Origin of the sequence: Streptomyces sp. ADI95-16, from assembly GCF_003721495.1 — a bacterium.
Lineage (GTDB): Bacteria > Actinomycetota > Actinomycetes > Streptomycetales > Streptomycetaceae > Streptomyces > Streptomyces goshikiensis.
Genome location: NZ_CP033581.1, coordinates 1172008 through 1186955 on the forward strand (window position 1 = coordinate 1172008; position 14948 = coordinate 1186955).

Annotated in this window: 17 protein-coding genes; 12 read left to right on the top strand and 5 right to left on the bottom strand. The window is 72.3% G+C overall.

Translation table 11 applies throughout. From position 1 onward, the window contains the following. Window positions 1–2 precede the first annotated feature (2 nt). The 9 genes from EES41_RS04750 (at window position 3) to EES41_RS04785 (ending at window position 6063) form a co-directional block, all read left to right on the top strand. The gene (locus tag EES41_RS04750) at window positions 3–542 is read left to right on the top strand and encodes a cupin domain-containing protein (protein WP_123075929.1); all 540 of its coding nucleotides are present in this window, start codon (window positions 3–5) and stop codon (window positions 540–542) included. Further along, window positions 539–1759, top strand: a complete 1221-nt coding sequence (txtE, locus tag EES41_RS04755; protein WP_123075931.1) for a 4-nitrotryptophan synthase — start codon at window positions 539–541, stop codon at window positions 1757–1759. The genes EES41_RS04750 and txtE overlap by 4 nt, the downstream gene beginning before the upstream one ends. A gap of 37 nt (window positions 1760–1796) precedes the next feature. Next, window positions 1797–2981 (top strand): nitric oxide synthase oxygenase, encoded by a 1185-nt coding sequence (locus tag EES41_RS04760; RefSeq protein WP_123075933.1) that lies wholly within the window; start codon window positions 1797–1799, stop codon window positions 2979–2981. Between the two features lie 116 nt (window positions 2982–3097). Continuing rightward, window positions 3098–3220: a hypothetical protein gene (locus EES41_RS43775; protein WP_302186147.1), complete on the top strand. Its 123-nt coding sequence runs from the start codon at window positions 3098–3100 to the stop codon at window positions 3218–3220. Window positions 3221–3224: 4 nt separating this feature from the next. Then, window positions 3225–3455 carry a hypothetical protein gene (locus tag EES41_RS04765; protein ID WP_123075935.1) on the top strand — a complete coding sequence of 77 codons (231 nt, stop codon included), beginning with the start codon at window positions 3225–3227 and terminating at the stop codon, window positions 3453–3455. A gap of 61 nt (window positions 3456–3516) precedes the next feature. Continuing rightward, window positions 3517–3936: a VOC family protein gene (locus EES41_RS04770; RefSeq protein WP_123075937.1), complete on the top strand. Its 420-nt coding sequence runs from the start codon at window positions 3517–3519 to the stop codon at window positions 3934–3936. A gap of 160 nt (window positions 3937–4096) precedes the next feature. Beyond that, entirely contained in the window at window positions 4097–4879 is a 783-nt protein-coding gene (locus EES41_RS04775; protein ID WP_123082260.1) for a YhjD/YihY/BrkB family envelope integrity protein, read from the top strand. Between the two features lie 81 nt (window positions 4880–4960). Further along, entirely contained in the window at window positions 4961–5149 is a 189-nt protein-coding gene (locus EES41_RS04780) for a DUF6381 family protein (protein WP_123075939.1), read from the top strand. A gap of 167 nt (window positions 5150–5316) precedes the next feature. Then, entirely contained in the window at window positions 5317–6063 is a 747-nt protein-coding gene (locus tag EES41_RS04785) for a VOC family protein (RefSeq protein ID WP_123082261.1), read from the top strand. Window positions 6064–6088: 25 nt separating this feature from the next. On the opposite strand, the gene EES41_RS04790 is transcribed toward EES41_RS04785, so the two are convergent. Continuing rightward, a complete protein-coding gene (locus EES41_RS04790; protein ID WP_123075941.1) occupies window positions 6089–6544 on the bottom strand; it encodes a DUF5709 domain-containing protein in 456 nt (151 codons plus the stop codon). Window positions 6545–6722: 178 nt separating this feature from the next. Between EES41_RS04790 and EES41_RS04795 the strand changes: the two genes are divergently transcribed. Then, window positions 6723–7913 (top strand): cytochrome P450, encoded by a 1191-nt coding sequence (locus EES41_RS04795; RefSeq protein WP_250569106.1) that lies wholly within the window; start codon window positions 6723–6725, stop codon window positions 7911–7913. A gap of 68 nt (window positions 7914–7981) precedes the next feature. Here the strand turns inward: EES41_RS04795 and EES41_RS04800 are convergent, their stop codons facing one another. Continuing rightward, window positions 7982–8350, bottom strand: a complete 369-nt coding sequence (locus EES41_RS04800; RefSeq protein ID WP_123075945.1) for a PRC-barrel domain-containing protein — start codon at window positions 8348–8350, stop codon at window positions 7982–7984. Window positions 8351–8401: 51 nt separating this feature from the next. Then, the gene (locus tag EES41_RS04805; protein WP_037795052.1) at window positions 8402–8563 is read right to left on the bottom strand and encodes a hypothetical protein; all 162 of its coding nucleotides are present in this window, start codon (window positions 8561–8563) and stop codon (window positions 8402–8404) included. Between the two features lie 180 nt (window positions 8564–8743). Between EES41_RS04805 and EES41_RS04810 the strand changes: the two genes are divergently transcribed. Together EES41_RS04810 and EES41_RS04815 are read left to right on the top strand one after the other, a co-directional pair. Then, window positions 8744–9904, top strand: coding sequence for a PP2C family protein-serine/threonine phosphatase (locus EES41_RS04810; protein ID WP_123075947.1), 1161 nt, complete (start codon window positions 8744–8746; stop codon window positions 9902–9904). Between the two features lie 105 nt (window positions 9905–10009). Then, complete coding sequence (locus EES41_RS04815; RefSeq protein WP_123075949.1) at window positions 10010–12445, top strand: SpoIIE family protein phosphatase; 2436 nt, start codon at window positions 10010–10012, stop codon at window positions 12443–12445. A gap of 140 nt (window positions 12446–12585) precedes the next feature. Here EES41_RS04815 and EES41_RS04820 read toward each other — a convergent pair whose 3' ends face one another. Together EES41_RS04820 and EES41_RS04825 are read right to left on the bottom strand one after the other, a co-directional pair. Beyond that, window positions 12586–13062, bottom strand: a complete 477-nt coding sequence (locus EES41_RS04820; protein ID WP_123075951.1) for a hypothetical protein — start codon at window positions 13060–13062, stop codon at window positions 12586–12588. A gap of 28 nt (window positions 13063–13090) precedes the next feature. Next, on the bottom strand, window positions 13091–14809 hold the full coding sequence (locus EES41_RS04825) for a VCBS repeat-containing protein (protein WP_164495745.1): 1719 nt from the start codon (window positions 14807–14809) through the stop codon (window positions 13091–13093). Between the last annotated feature and the right edge of the window lie 139 nt (window positions 14810–14948).

Here is a 14948-nt window from a genome sequence, read left to right on the forward strand (position 1 = left end):
ACATGGCGGAAGGCGGCCGGACCGCGCCGATCGCGTTGGGCCGGGACGAGGGAGAAGCCCTGTGGTTCCTCGATTTCCTGGCGAAGGTGAAGGGCTCCTCAGCGGAGATGAACGGGGCGTCGTCGGTCGTCGAGTTCCTCGGGCGGAGCGGCTCCGGTTCGCCCCTGCACGTCCACCATCACGACGACGAATGGTGGTACGTCCTCGACGGGGAGATGACGTTCTGGGTGGCGGGCCGGGAATTCCCGGCGACGGCAGGGTCGTTCGTCTACGGCCCCCGCCACGCGCCCCACACGTTCCTCGTCACTTCCGAGGAGGCGAGGTTCCTCCATGTGACCGAACCCGGCGGATTCGACGGCTTCCTGCGCGAACTGGCGCGGCCCGCCCGGTCCCTGGAGATTCCGTCGGACGTGAACGCGCTGCCGGACCTGGAGCACATCCTCGCCGTCGCGGCCCCGTACGGGATCGAGGTGCTCGGTCCGCCCGGCATCCCCGCCGCTCTCCCCGGCCCCGGAACGCAGAAGGAAGGCAGGACACCGTGACCAAGCCGTCCCCGCTCTCGGACCCGGGCATCGTGGCCGATCCCTATCCCGTCTACGCCCGCCTGGCGCGGCGCGAACCGGTCCACTGGGACGAAGGGCTGAACGCCTGGGCGGTCATGAAGTACGCCGACTGCGCGGCAGCGCTGAAGGACCCCCGGCTCAAGGCCGAGCGGATGGAGGAGGTGCTGGAGGTCAAGTTCCCCGGCGAGCCGCTGCCGCCCGACGACATCTACCACCGGTTCACCAAGAACGTCATGATGTACACGGATCCGCCGCTCCACGACGCCCTGCGCAGGTCCACCCAGTCCGGCTTCACCCGGGCCGCGCACGAGCACTACGGCCAGGTCATCGAGCGGGTCGCGGCCGATCTCGTCGCCTCGGTGCCCGGCGGGACGAAGGAGATCGACGCCGTTACCGCGTTCGCCGCGGAACTCCCCGTGCGCTCGGCCGTGTCCGCCTTCGGGGTGCCTGAGGACGACCTGGCCTTCGTCATCCCGTGCGTGGAGACGCTCATGACGTACTGGTCCGGGCCGCAGGACCAGCCGGTGGAACTCGGCCGCCTGCTGGAACTCCTCGCGGACCTCCACACGTACGCCCTCGAACTCATCGAGGGCGAGCGGGGCAAGGTCCTCCCGGACACGGTCATCGCACGCCTCGCGGCGGCCCAGGACGGTCTGACGGAGACCACCCCGGAGCAGACGGTGCACCAGCTGGTGCTGCTGTTCATCGCGTTGTTCGCGCCCACCACACCGGGCTCCCTCAGCAGCGGCATGCTCTCCTTCGCGCGGAACCCGGACCAGATCGCCCGCTTCCTGGCCGAGCCCGCGTGCGTGGAGAACACGGCGAACGAGGTGGTCCGCTACAACGCCTCGAACCAGTTCACCTGGCGCGTCGCGACGACGGACCTCGACGTGGGCGGCGTACGCGTCGGGAAGGGCAAGAGCCTCGCCCTCTTCCTCGGCGCGGCGAACCGGGACTCCGAGGTGTTCGAGCGCCCCGACGTGTTCGATCTCGGCCGGCCCAACAGCGCCAAGCACCTCTCGTTCGGCCAGGGCGTCCACGCGTGCCTCGGGCGGCAGATCGCCAACCTCCAGCTCAAGTGGTTCTTCGTCGCGCTCTTGCGCCGCTTCCCCGCCGTCCGGCCGGCCGGCGAGCCCGTCTGGAACCAGAACCTCGAATTCCGGTCGCTACGGTCGTTACCGCTCAGCCTCCGCTGAAGCCCCCACTTCGGCGCCACGCCTCCGCGAGGAAACCGTGAACTCCACACCCCGGCCCGCCCCGACCCCGACACGTGCCCACTCCGCCACCGCCCGGCGACCCGGGACCGGTACGGTCGCCGAACGCGACGAGGCGGAGGAGTTCCTCCGCCAGTTCCACACGGAGCACCCCGAGCAGCCCGTCCCCCTCGCCCGGCGCCTGCGCCAGGTCCGCGCCGCCATCGACGCCGCGGGTACCTACCGGCACACCCCCGGCGAACTCGCCTTCGGCGCCCGCGTCGCGTGGCGCAACTCCCGCCGCTGCATCGGCCGCCTGTACTGGAACAGCCTGCGCGTCCTCGACCGCCGCGAGGCGAAGACCCCCGGGGAGATCCACCGGTACCTGTGCGATCACCTGCGCCAGGCCACCAACCGCGGCCGCATCCGCCCCGTGATCTCCGTCTTCGCCCCCGACGCACCCGGCCGGCCCGGCCCACGGATCTGGAACGACCAGCTCATCCGCTACGCCGGCCAGCGCCGGGGCGACGGCACGGTGGAGGGCGACGCGGGCTACGTGGACTTCACCGAACGGGTCCGGGGCCTCGGCTGGCAGGGGCCCGACGGACCCTTCGACATCCTGCCCCTGGTCGTCGACACCGCGGACGAGAAACCGCAGCTCTTCGAGCTGCCGCACGACCTGGTGATGGAGGTCGCGATCACCCACCCTGACTGCCCGCGGATCGCCGAACTGGACCTGCGCTGGCACGCCGTACCGGCCATCTCCAACATGCGCCTGCGGGTCGGCGGCATCGACTATCCCCTCGCCCCCTTCAACGGCTGGTACATGGGCACCGAGATCGGCGCCCGCAACCTCGTCGACGAAGGCCGCTACAACCTGCTGCCCGCCGTCGCCGCCTGCCTCGGTCTGGACACCAGCAGGGAGGGCACGCTCTGGCGCGACCGCGCGCTGGTCGAGCTCAACGTCGCCGTCCTGCACTCCTTCCGCGCCGCGGGCGCCAGGATGAGCGACCACCACACCGAGTCCCGCCGCTTCCTCGCGCACCTGGCCAGGGAGGAGCGCGAGGGCCGCACCGTGCCCGCGGACTGGACCTGGATCGTCCCGCCGCTCTCCGGCGGCATCACCCCCGTGTTCCACCGCTCCTACGACGACGCGGACCAGCGCCCCAACTTCTATCCCCCCGCCCCGGATCCGGGCCCCGGTGCGTGCCCCTACCCCCACTGAGCCCGTGGCCGCGGCGGCCGGCCCCGTCGTCCCCGGCGCCGGCCGGGCAGGCCCCTCGTCACGCGCCGATCGCGGGGAAGTGCGTCAGCTCGCCGAAGGCGGGCATGCGCGTCGGTATGACATCGAATGCGACAGCAACGCTGGCATGGGCCGCGAACGCCGGACCCGCGTGGCTGCACCTCCTGGTCATGGCCTTCGCGGTCCTCGTCCTCTACGTCAGCCTCGCCGGGCACAGGTAGCACCGTGTTGTTCCTGGCACTGCTCGTACCGCCCCTGCTGATGTGCGCCGCCCTCGGACTCGGCCGGTACGAGGAGCGCGTGCTCGGGCCGGTGGAAAGCGCTCCGGACCCGGCTCGTCAGACCGGCAGACACCTGCACGCCGTACCCGCTCCCACGCCGGACGAGGACGCGTCGGCGTCCGGCGCGCCCGAGCGGGAACGGCCCCGGGGCCGGCACCGGCGCCACGCCGCCTGAGGGCCCGCGCGCGCCGGGCGGGCTCCGTGTGCAACCCCAACCGCGGGGTACACGCGGCGACATGACGGTTCCCAAGACAAGCTTCCTCGTCCTGGACTGCGCGGAGCCCGAGGCCCTGGCCCGGTTCTACGCGGAGTTCCTGGACGCCGCCGCGGGCCAGTCCTCCGCCGACCCCGACCTCTTCCTCGTCACCAGCGCCACCGGCGTCCTGGTCGGGATACGCCGTGACCCCGGGCAGGCGCCACCGAGCTGGCCCCGCCCGGAGGACTCACAGCAGGCCCACCTGCACGTCCTCGTGGCGCCGGACCGCCTCGACCAGGCCGAGCGCGAGGCGGTCGCCCTCGGGGCCCGGCCCGTGGGGGCCGGACAGGACGGCACCCGGCTGGACGACCGTACGGACGTGCGCCGGCTCACCGACCCCGCCGGCCACGCCTTCCTCCTCGTTTCCGCCGCGGAGGGACCCGGCATCCGCCCCGCGTGAGGCCACGGCCCTGTCCTTCGGATGGGGCACCCGGTGGAGCCGCCGCCCCGGACGGCCTACCGTGGGGAAGGCAGCAGCTGGAGCGGCCATGCCCGTCAACCCGCCTTCCCCGGATCGCGGCCCTCCGGCGACGACCGGGCGGCTTTCGCCCGTCGGCCGGATGCGCAGCGCGCTCCGCCGTGCGCGGGCCGGGCGCCGCTGGGGTCACGTACGGGACCTGGATCTGTGGCAGCGCGCGCTCGGGTTCGCCGCGCTCGGGTTCCTGACCCTGGTCCCCCTGCTGATCGTCGTCTCCGCGGCGGACGCCGCCGACGGGCGGGGGTTCGCGCAGTGGCTCGGGGACGGGCTCGGCGTGTCGGCGCCCGCCAGGCTGGAGATCGAGCGGCTCTTCGCCCTGCCCGGTCAGGCGTGGCGGACCACGACGGCCTTCGGCCTGGCGCTGCTCACCGTGTTCGGCCTGTCCTTCGGGACCATGCTGCAGAGCGGCTACGAGCAGGTCTGGGACCTGCCCCCGGCCCGCTGGTGGGCCCGGTGGCGGCACGCGCTGTGGCTCGCCGTTCTGATCGGGGTCCTCTACCTGGCGGGCATCTCCCCGCCGTGGCGCGACCCCACCGTCCGCGGCGTCGTGACGGTCGTGATCGGCACCCTGTTCTTCTGGTGGTCCCAGCGGCTGCTGCTCGCCGGCCGGGTGGGCTGGACCGCCCTCTTCCCCGGCGCGGCGGCCACCATGCTCGGCCTGCTCGGCCTGCGGATCTTCTCCCGCCTCGTCTTCTCGCCGCTGATCGCGTCCAGCGCCGTCACCTACGGCCCCTTCGGAACCGTCCTCGTCCTCCAGTCCTGGCTCGTCGCCATCGGCGTCGTCGTGTTCGGCGGCGCGCTCGTCGGCCGGCTGCTCCACGAGGAGCTGCGGCGGCGGGCGAACCCCGCCGGTCAGGCCCGCTGAAGGGCGTCCGCCTCGGTGGCGGGCGGCGCCCGGTGCTGTTTGGCTGGGGGGACGGCGCTCCCCACGACCCGAGGACTGATCATGAGCAACGCGAGCCAGCCGAGCGAGCGGGCCCGGCAGATGCGGGACAAGGCCGAAGAGCTGGAGCAGGCGGCGCAGCACGCCATGGATCCGGCGGAGCGGCGGCGGCTGACGGACAAGGCCCTGCGCATCCGCGAGAAGAGCGAGCAGGTCAACGGCAGGGGCAGCGGAACCATGGACCCCATGTAGCCGGGTGGCCAGGTAGCCAAGCAGCCGGGCGGCCGGGCGGCCCCTTACGGTCCCTTTCCATGATCGGTGCCGGGCGCCTCGCGGCCTTCGCCGCCCTGCCCGGTTACGGTGGCCCGGTGTCCACATCACGCCACGAGGGTTCCGGCGCGCCGTGCTGGGTGAGCCTGCTGACCCGCGACCTCGCGTCCGCGCAGCGGTTCTACGGCGCCGTGCTGGGCTGGTCGTTCCGGCGGCCCGGCCTCGGGGAGGGCTTCTCGCTCGCCTACCGTGACGGCGCTCCCGTCGCCGGCATCGGGGCGTACGCCGAGAAGCTGTCGCTGCGCGCCGCGTGGACCCCGTACTTCGCCGTCCCCGACGCCGATGTGGCCGCCGCGCGCATCCGAGAGCGCGGGGCCACCGTGGCGGTGGGCCCGCTCAGCTTCGGCGGGGGCCGCGCCGCCATGGCCGCCGACCCCGCGGGCGCGGTGTTCGGGCTGTGGCAGGGCCGGGTCCTCCCGGGCTGGAGGGTGGGCCGCGGTCCCGCTCCCGCCTGGCTGGAACTGCGTACGCGCGACGCCTTCGCGGCCGCCATCTTCTACGGGGAGGTGCTGGACTGGGCCGGCGAGCCGCCCGGCGGCTGTGTGACGGCGGCCTACGAGCAGGACCACGTCGTACTGCGCCACGGCACGGACACCGTCGCCCGGATCAGCGGCGGAGCGGTGGGCGAGGACCCCGACCCGCAGATCCGCCCCCGGTGGCACGTCCACTTCCGGGTGCCCGACCTGGAGGAGGCCGTCCGGGCGGCCCTCGAAGCGGGCGGACGGGTCGCGTCCCCCGTCGAAACCTCCGCCACCGGCCGGTGGGTCACCCTCGGCGACGCGGAAGGCGCCCTGTTCACCGCGCTCGCACCACGGACGGCACCCGGCGCGGGCTGACGGCGGCTGATCCGGCCGCCGGGGTCTACGGCGGCTCCTCGTCCTCGATGACGTGTACGGCCGCTTCCTCCGCGGAAGCGGCGCCCGCGTCGATGCCCACGTCACGCGCGAGCACGTTGTTCCCGCGCGGGAAGGCGGTGGCCGGGGCCAGCCGGCCGGCGCGGGCCCCGCCCGCCTGCGGGTCCACGGGCTCGCCCTCCCCGTCGGCCAGGTCGCCGATCCCGTCCCCCGCCGGGGGGCCCTGGTCGGGGAGCTCCCGGGCCAGGCGCTCGTCGAGGCTCTCCCCCAGCCGCTGCTCCTCGCCGGTAGTGGCGTGGCGGTCGCTCGCGTAGGGGCGCTCGGGCGGGGAGTAGCCCTGGTCGAGCATGGCGTCGGTATCGGGTTCCCCGAGGCTGTCGTCCATGTCCGGCTGACCTTCGGACCGCTCGTCCTCCGGCTGGGGCTGGTAGACGTCGTCGCCCCGTGCGTCAGAGTCACTCATGAGCACGTGTCCTTCCCTCGTCGCGCCTCTCTGGGCACCTCCCCAGAAATCCGGGGATCACGCAGTGCGTCGGGCATTGATCGCGCGGGGGTGTGCGAGGGGTCGCACCGGGTAGCCGCCCCGTATGTCCCCCTTCAAGAATCCAGTGGCCTCGTGGAGCGACAGCACGCTCGGTCTCATGAGCCACGGTTACGCGTGGCTGCCCAACCGGATGCGCGCGGAGACGGGCGGCACCGTCCGGACCCGCCTCCTGGGCCGCCAGACGGTCGCGCTGCGCGGCCCGGAAGCGGTCGGCTTCTTCTACGACGAGCAGCACGTCGTACGGACCTCGGCGCTGCCGGATCCCGTCCTCGACACGCTCTTCGGGCAGGGCGCCGTGCACACCCTCGACGGCGACGCCCACCGGGCCCGCAAGGCGATGTTCAACGCCCTCCTCAGGGCCCCGGACGCCCCGGCCGTACTCGCCGGGCACGTCGGGTGGCGGTGGCGCGAAGCGGTGGCCGGCTGGGGTCGGGACCGGGTGGTCCTCTTCGACGAGAGCGCCCGGGTCCTCGCCCTCGCCGTCTGCGACTGGGTGGGAGTCCCCCTCACCGGCCCGGCGGCCGCGGAGCTCGCGCACGACTGCACGGCGATGGTCGACGGCTTCGCGACTCCCGGCCCCCGCCACCTGCGCGCCCGCCGCGCCCGGGCCCGCCAGGAAGAGGCCCTCGCCCGTACGGTCCGGGGCGTCCGCGAGAGGCCGGAGCCGGAGCTCAAGAGCTCCGCGCTGGAAACGCTGGCCTGGCACCGCGGGCAGGACGGAAACCCGCTCGACCCGCGCACCGCCGCCGTGGAACTCCTCAACATCATCCGTCCCACCGTGGCGATCGCCTGGTTCGCCACCTTCGCCGCCCACGCCATGCACCGCTGGCCCCACCAGCGCGACCTGCTGCGCTCCGAATCCGAGAAGGGCTACGCCGAGGCGTTCGCCCACGAGGTGCGCCGCTTCTACCCCTTCGCCCCGTTCGTCGGCGGCCTCGCGGCGCAGGACCTGAACTGGCGGGGCGAGGACATCACGCAGGGGACGCTGGTGCTGCTCGACCTCTACGGGCAGAACCACGACCCGGCCCTGTGGGACCACCCCTACCGGTTCGACCCGCACCGCTTCACCACCGGGGCCGAGTCCCTGGACCATCTGATCGCCCAGGGCGGCGGGGATCCGGCCGGAGGCCACCGTTGCCCCGGCGAGGACATCACCGTGACGGCGCTCGCGGTCCTGGCCACCGAATTGGCGGGGCTCGATTTCGCCGTTCCCGACCAGGACCTGACCATCCCGCTGTCCCGAATGCCGACGCTTCCGCGCAGCGGATTCGAGCTGAGCCTGTCGTAATCGCCCGAGGTAGTCGAAAGGTCCCGGACTCGACGATCGAGTCCGGGCCCTTTCGGCTTACGCGGAAATCAGGCGGGGCGGCCGCCGAAGGGAGCGCCGGGGGTGTAATAGGCGCCGAGTTCCTCGCGGTAGACCGCGTCTTCGAGATGCTTTTCGCGCTGGAATTCAGGGGCGTTCTTGATCTGTTCCCTGGTGCGGTCGACGTAGATCTGCTTCTCCTCCGGTTCGATCCGGATGACGGTGCTCGCCGGCAGCAGGACCTCCTTGCCGAAGATCCAGATCCCGGTGTCCACGACCACGTAGGCGTCGCCCACCTCGTCGGAGTGCTTGTCCACCTTGCCGACGCCGCCGTCGATCGCCTCGACCTTGTACCCCCTCAGGTCGGTACCGGCCAGGTGGCCCGAGGTCGACTTGTAACTCCACATATACTCAGTCACGCGAGAACAACTCCTCCGGTAAGCCTTTTTTCCGTACGCCGTGCCGGTTCGCTACCAGCGGTACCAGCGTCCGCTACCGCCCTTGGGACGGGCGACGAAACCGATCAACCACAGCACCAGCACGATGATGGCGATCCACCAGAGGATCTTCACCGCGAAACCGGCGCCGAAGAGAAGCAGGATCAGCAGAAGAACGAGAAGCAGGGGGACCATGATTATCAACCTCCGTTCAGACGTGTGCCCTGCGTTCTCCGAATCACACCTGCCGGATTTGCGGATCACCTGAATGCCGAAAGCGGCTCGCGCCCTCGTCCTCACGGAGCGCCCGGCACCGGCCGCGCCCCGGACGAGCCGGAGTGGCGGCCACCGGTGCGGCCGGGGCAGGCTGGAGTCATGAGAGCGCCCTTGCGCTCGTCCCTTGGACCGCGAGCCGACGGCCACCACCAGGTCCTCTTCGTCTTCGCGGAGTGCGTGCCGTTCGCGATCGCCCTGCTGGTGCTCCTCGTCGAGTTCTCGCCCGCGCACGTCCTGTACACCGGCCCGCTGCTGGTGGCGACACCCGCTCTGGCGGCCGTGACGATGGGCCCCAAGGGCACGCTCGCGGCGGCGGGGGTGGCCGTGGCCGTCAGCGTGGCCACCGCCAGCCACAACGACGCCTGGGGCAGCCAGCAGGTCTACACGAACTTCCTCGCCCTGTTCCTGGTCGCCGTGGCGAGCTTCATGACGAGCCGCGCCGCGCGCACGCGTACCGAGAACGAGCTCAACCAGGTCCGCCGGATCGCCACCGCCGCCCAGGACGTCCTGCTGCGGCCGGTGCCGGACCGGCTGGGCTCCGTACGGGCGGCCAGCATGTACCTGGCGGCCGAGACCGGCGCACAGATCGGCGGCGACCTGTACGACGTGGTCCAGACCCGGTACGGGGTCCGGATGATCGTCGGGGACGTCCGGGGCAAGGGACTGCCCGCCGTCCGAGCCGCCGCGGTCGTGCTGGGGGCGTTCCGCGAGGCCGTGCACTACGAGGAGGACCTGGTGGAGGTCATCCGCCACTGCGGAGCGGCCTTGCGGCGGGACGCCGTGGTCACGGGCATGGTCGGCGGTGACGACGCCGTCCTGGAGGGCTTCGTGACCGCGCTCGTGGCCCAGATCCCGGACGGCCCGCACATCGAGGTCATCAACCGGGGCCATCCGCCGCCGCTGCTGCTGCGCGACGGCACGGTCAGGGCCCTGATGCCCACCGCCCCCATGCCGCCGCTCGGGCTCGAAGAGTTCATCAGCGGTCCTCCCGGGCGTACGGACCGCTATCCGTTCGCTCCGGGGGACCGGCTGCTGCTGTGCACCGACGGTGTCATCGAGGCCCGCGACCCGGACGACACCTTCTTCGACCTGACCGGGGCCATGGCGACCCTGCGTGACCACACCCGGGAGGCGTTCCTGGAGGGTCTGCGCCAGGCGTTGCTCCGCCACACCCAGAGCCGCCTGTCGGACGACGTGGCGGTCGTCCTCGTCGACCGGCGCGAGGACGAGGGGCACCGGTCGGCCGGGGGCCCGGCGTAGTGTCCGCGGCGCCGGGCGGCCCTGGTCCGACTCGCCCGGACGGTCCCGGGCGCGAAGCATGGGGAGAGGACGGTCGCCGGCCTTCGGACGGAGGTGGTAGGGACAGTGCCCAGTCATCGCTTCGCGTTCTGTGGGGCTGAGCTCGCCGCTGTCTACGTGGTCGCCGACCAGGGCAGGGAGCTGCATCTCGCCGAGCTGACCGGAAACCGGGGCGTCCTCTACGGACTGCCCGCGATCCTCTCCGTCGACAGCCATTCGCCCGCCGCCAACGCCTTCCGCTCCGGCCGCCCGCTGTGGCTGAACCCCAAGGAACTCGCCACCTTCATCGAGGAGGACCCCCATCACTTCCCCACCCGGGTCCGGGACGGTGACCCCGACACGCCGGCCACGATCTCGCTGGGGGCGCTGCCACTGGGCCACGGCGAACAGGAGCTCGGGTGCCTGATCGTCGCCGGGGAGGCCGGTGACGGCTTCAGCTCCGACGACCGCAGCCTGCTGGAGCTCTACGCGGACCAGGTGGCGGCGGGACTCGCGTCCGTCGCCGCCCGCTTCGCCGGGCGCAAGGCCCCGCAGGCACATCTGAGCCAGTCCCTGGTGCCCGACCAGGGCGGCGCGTTCATCCTGGAACTGGGCACCGGCCGCATCGAGGCCCACGCGCACGTGCTGGACCTGCTCGGTCTGCCTCCCGAGGGGTTCGACGGGCAGGTGGAGACCGTGCTCGCCTGCGCCGTCCCCGACGACATGGCCGCGCTGATGGCGATCGTGGAGCCGGACCGGCTGGCGGGCGCCACCGGGCAGCAGCTGGCGTTCCGCATCCGCCGCCCGAACGGGGAGCTGCGCTGGCTGGGGCTGCGGTGCCGGGTGGAGGTGGACGCCGGTGGCACGCCGCGGCGCGTCCTGGGTGTGGTGGCCGACGCCACCTATCTGCGCCCCAGCGCCGACGAGGTCTCCCTCGTACAGCGGCTGTCGGCCACGCTGGCGGGAGCGGCGACCATCCGGGAGGTCAGCCGGCTGGTGGTCGCCGCCCTGCGCGAACCGCTCGGCGCCTGCCGGGTAGCGGTCGGCGAACTGGAGCCCGAGCGGCTCATCGTCACCGCCCTCGACCCTCCGGAACCCGATGCCTGGCCCGAGGTCTGGCGCTCGGAATGGCGGTCCGAGTGGCCCGACGTGCCGCTCAACGACCTGCCCACCCTGCGGAGCGCGGTCCGCGGGGGCCACATGAGCCTGTGGCCGCCGGGCGCGGCCCTCGAACCCGGTCTGCTGGGCGTCGGGCCCGGTGGTCTCGCGGTGCTCCCGCTGCCCGCCGACGGCCGGATGGTCGGGGTGTGTCTGGTGGGCTGGGACGAGGAGCACCGGTTCGGACCGGAGGAGCGGTCGCTGCTGACCGCGACCGCGGGACTGGTGGGGCAGGCGCTGGTGCGCGCCCACGCGCTGGACGCGGGCCATGAACTGGCCGCGATGCTCCAGCGCAGTCTGCTCCCCCGCAAGCTCCCGGAGCTGGCGGGCGGGGTCGCCGTAGCCCGCTACTTGCCCGCGACCGCCGGACTCGAAGTCGGCGGCGACTGGTACGACGTCATCCCGCTCAGCGCCGGTCACGTGGCCTTCGTCATCGGGGACGTACAGGGGCACAGCGCGGGAGCCGCCACCATCATGGGCCAGATCCTCACGGCGGTCAGGGCCTACGCGGTGGAGGGCCACCCGCCGGACGTGGTGGTCGCGCGGGCCAACCGGCTGCTCGCCGGCATGGAGACCGATCTGTTCGCCACCTGCGCGTATGTGGACCTGGACATGGAGGAGGGGATCGCCAGGTTCGTACGGGCCGGTCATCTGCCGCCGCTGCTGCGCCATCCCGACGGTGTGGCCGAGGAGTTGGCGGTCGAGGGCGGGCCTCCGCTGGGTGTGCTCGCGGAGGCCGAGTTCCCCATGACCGAGGTGGGGCTGCTCCCCGGCACCCTGCTCGTCCTGCTGACGGACGGTCTGGTCGAGTCCTCCAGGCTGCCCTTGGAGGAGGGCATGCGGCGGGTGTGCGAGGTGCTCGCCGCCGCCAACCCGGCCGATACCGGAAGGGTCGCCGACGAGCTGGTCGTGGGCGTGGGCCGCCGCGACGACGACGTGGCGGTGCTGTTGCTGCGGTACGACGGCACCGGGGACCGGCCGCGGCGGAGCCACTGGACGGTGTGGCGGCTGCCCAACGCGGTCCTGCACGCGCGCCGGTTCACCGCGCGCACCTTGCGGTCCTGGGGAGTGGTGGAGGAGCTCGACGCGGCCCTGCTGGTCGTGTCCGAGCTGGTCACCAACGCCATCGCGCACACCCAGGGCGAGGTGGGGATGGATCTGACCCTGTCGGCGGACCGGCTGCGGATCGCCGTGAACGACGTCTCGCCGCGCAGCCCCGTCAAACCGCCCTGGGTGAGCTGGGAATCGACGGGCGGCCGCGGCCTGCTGATCGTCGAGGCGACGACGACGGCCTGGGGCTCGGTCCCCCTGAGCGGCGGCAAACAAGTATGGGCCGAAATCCCCTGGCACCCCCCGCCCGCCTGAAGCCGCAGCGCCACCAGGGCCGGAGCCCTCGATGCCGGCCCTGCGGCGGCCGGCCCCGTGTGCGCGGGCCTGAAAGGTGGGCCCGCGCACACGGGCCGGCCGCCGCTCCCGCGGAGCACCCTCACGGGCGTTCGGTCAGGTCAGTGGAGTTCGCACAGCACGGCGATGATGACATCGGCATCGCCCGGCTTCGTCTCGGAACGATGCCGGCTGAAGGTGCCGTCCGCCAGGGCGGTGCAGCCGCCCTTCTTCGCGGTGATGGTGGTCTCCTTGCCGGTCTTCTGCCGCTCCCAGCCCTTCTTGGCAAGGTTGTCGAATCCGGCGGTGAGCGCGCTCAGCGCGGTGTCCCGGGGATGGGCCGCCTCTACGGTCGCGACTCCCAGGGGAGGAGTGACCGCCACAGCATGCATGCCGGCGTCGACCATCGCACTCTGCACATCCTGCGCCGCTTGGTTCGTCTGTGCCCTGATCTTGTCCCGGTTCGCCTGCTGCTTGCGCGAGACACCGGAACTCGCGGTGTCCGGCTCCGCGCCGTCGGTCTCGGTTCCACACCCCGCCAGGAACACGGCGGCGGTCAGTGCCGCTGCCGCGGCCCCGCGTCTTCTCCACATGCTCATGCGCTTTCCTCTTGTTTCCGTGTGCTGTTCAGAGAAGTTGCCCGTAGGTGTTCCAGCCGGAGCCGACGCGGGTGCGGTCGTCGAAGGGGACGGGCTGCTTGCCGTTGCCCTTGTAGAGCCACAGCACGCCCGCCGCGTCGCGGGCGACGAGGTCGGCGCGGTTGTCACCCGTGATGTCACCGACGAGACTGAACTGGTCGTAGACGTTCCAGCCACCGGCGATCCGGGTGCGGTCGTCGAACGGAACCGTCGGGTTGTCGTTGCCCTTGTACAGCCACAGCACACCGGCCTTGTCACGGGCCAGCAGGTCGGGCCGGCCATCGCCCGTAACGTCCGCGGAGCCGATCAGCTGGTCGTACACGTTCCAGCCGCCCGCGACGCGGACACGGTCCTGGAACGGGCTGCCCGGGTTACCGGTGCCCTTGTACAGCCACAGCACACCGGCCTTGTCACGCGCCAGCAGGTCCGGCTTCCCGTCCCGGTAGATGTCACCGGCGCCGATCAGCTGGTCGTAGACGTTCCAGCCGCCGCCGACCCGGGTGCGGTCCGCGAAACCGCTCTGGGCGCCGAACTGCCGCCGGTAGTGCCACAGCACGCCCGAGGCATCACGGCCCACGACCTCTCCGGTCCCGGCCACCACATCGGCGGGCGTGTCGGCCCGGTAGCTGAGGTGCTCGGTGACCGAAGTCAGCTTGGTGAGCTGGTCGTACGTGTTCCAGCCGCCGCCGATCAGGGCCCGGTCACCGGCCAGCGAGTCCTCGCCGTCCCCCCAGTACCGGAACAGCTGACCGCCATTGTCACGGGCGAGGAGGTAGTGGAGCCGACGCGGCGCTCCGCTGCCTGTGCTGAAGGAGGTCTTGGCCCGCTGGCTGGGGCCACTGGTGTAGATGTTGCTGGTGGTGTCGACCACCAGCGGCGTCGTGCCGCTGCCCGCGGGCACCGTGAGGGTGTACTCGATCCAGTGCTCGCCCGCAGGGTACGTGCAGCTGCCGTTCGTCTGGTAGAAGCCGATGGTCGGCTCGAACGTGCAGGACATGCCTTCGCTGGTGGCCACGTCGCTCAGTCGCGCCAGCGGGGTGAACGCCCGGTCGGGTGATCCCTCGCCCGGCAAGTACACGAAGTTCCGCCAGCCCGCGTCCAGCGCGTGCACCTCGACGCGGTGGCGCACGGACGCACCAGCCGGGACATCGGGGGCGTGGAAGGTGACGGTGTTGCGGGCGGCCCGCTCCAGGGTCTTCACCGTCAGCTTGGTCGCGCCGCCGGTCGGGCTGTTGGGGCGGGTGCCGGCGCTCTGCGCCGCCGCGACGGCGGCCTGCAGGTCACCGCCCCGGGGGAGGTAGGCGTAGCCCTCGTAAACCGTCGTCAAGTCGGCGGTGTCCTGGCCGATGAGAAAGTTCGGCTTCTCGTCGTCCCACACCGAACAGGCATAGACCGACGTCGCCCCCTCGACCTCCTCACACATGTTGGACCGCTTGGCGAAGGAGACGGGCAGCCCATCGGCCGCGGCCACCGGCCCGTCCAGGGGCTTCGTGGAGAACGCGTAGATCATCTTGCCGCGCGCGACACCAGAGACGAGCCCGGTCCCGTTCTGCCAGAGAACACCGGGCGGCAACACCTCTTCCCAGGGCGCGGCGAACACGGGGTTGGAGTCAACGGCCAGCGCAGGGGTGGCCACCGCCGCGAGGCCGGCCGCCACGGCCGCCGTCGCCGTGGCTATGGATGCCGCTCTGCGCAGAGTCCTCTTCAACAGGTCCTGACTTTCAGGTAAGAGGCCGCCGTCGACGGCCTGTCGTTCTGAGTGGTGAAATCCGCGAGTGGAGACCGATGGGACGGCCCGTGCTCCCCGCTGTCAAGCGGGGAGCACGGGCCGTCCCAGTGGTAAGGCC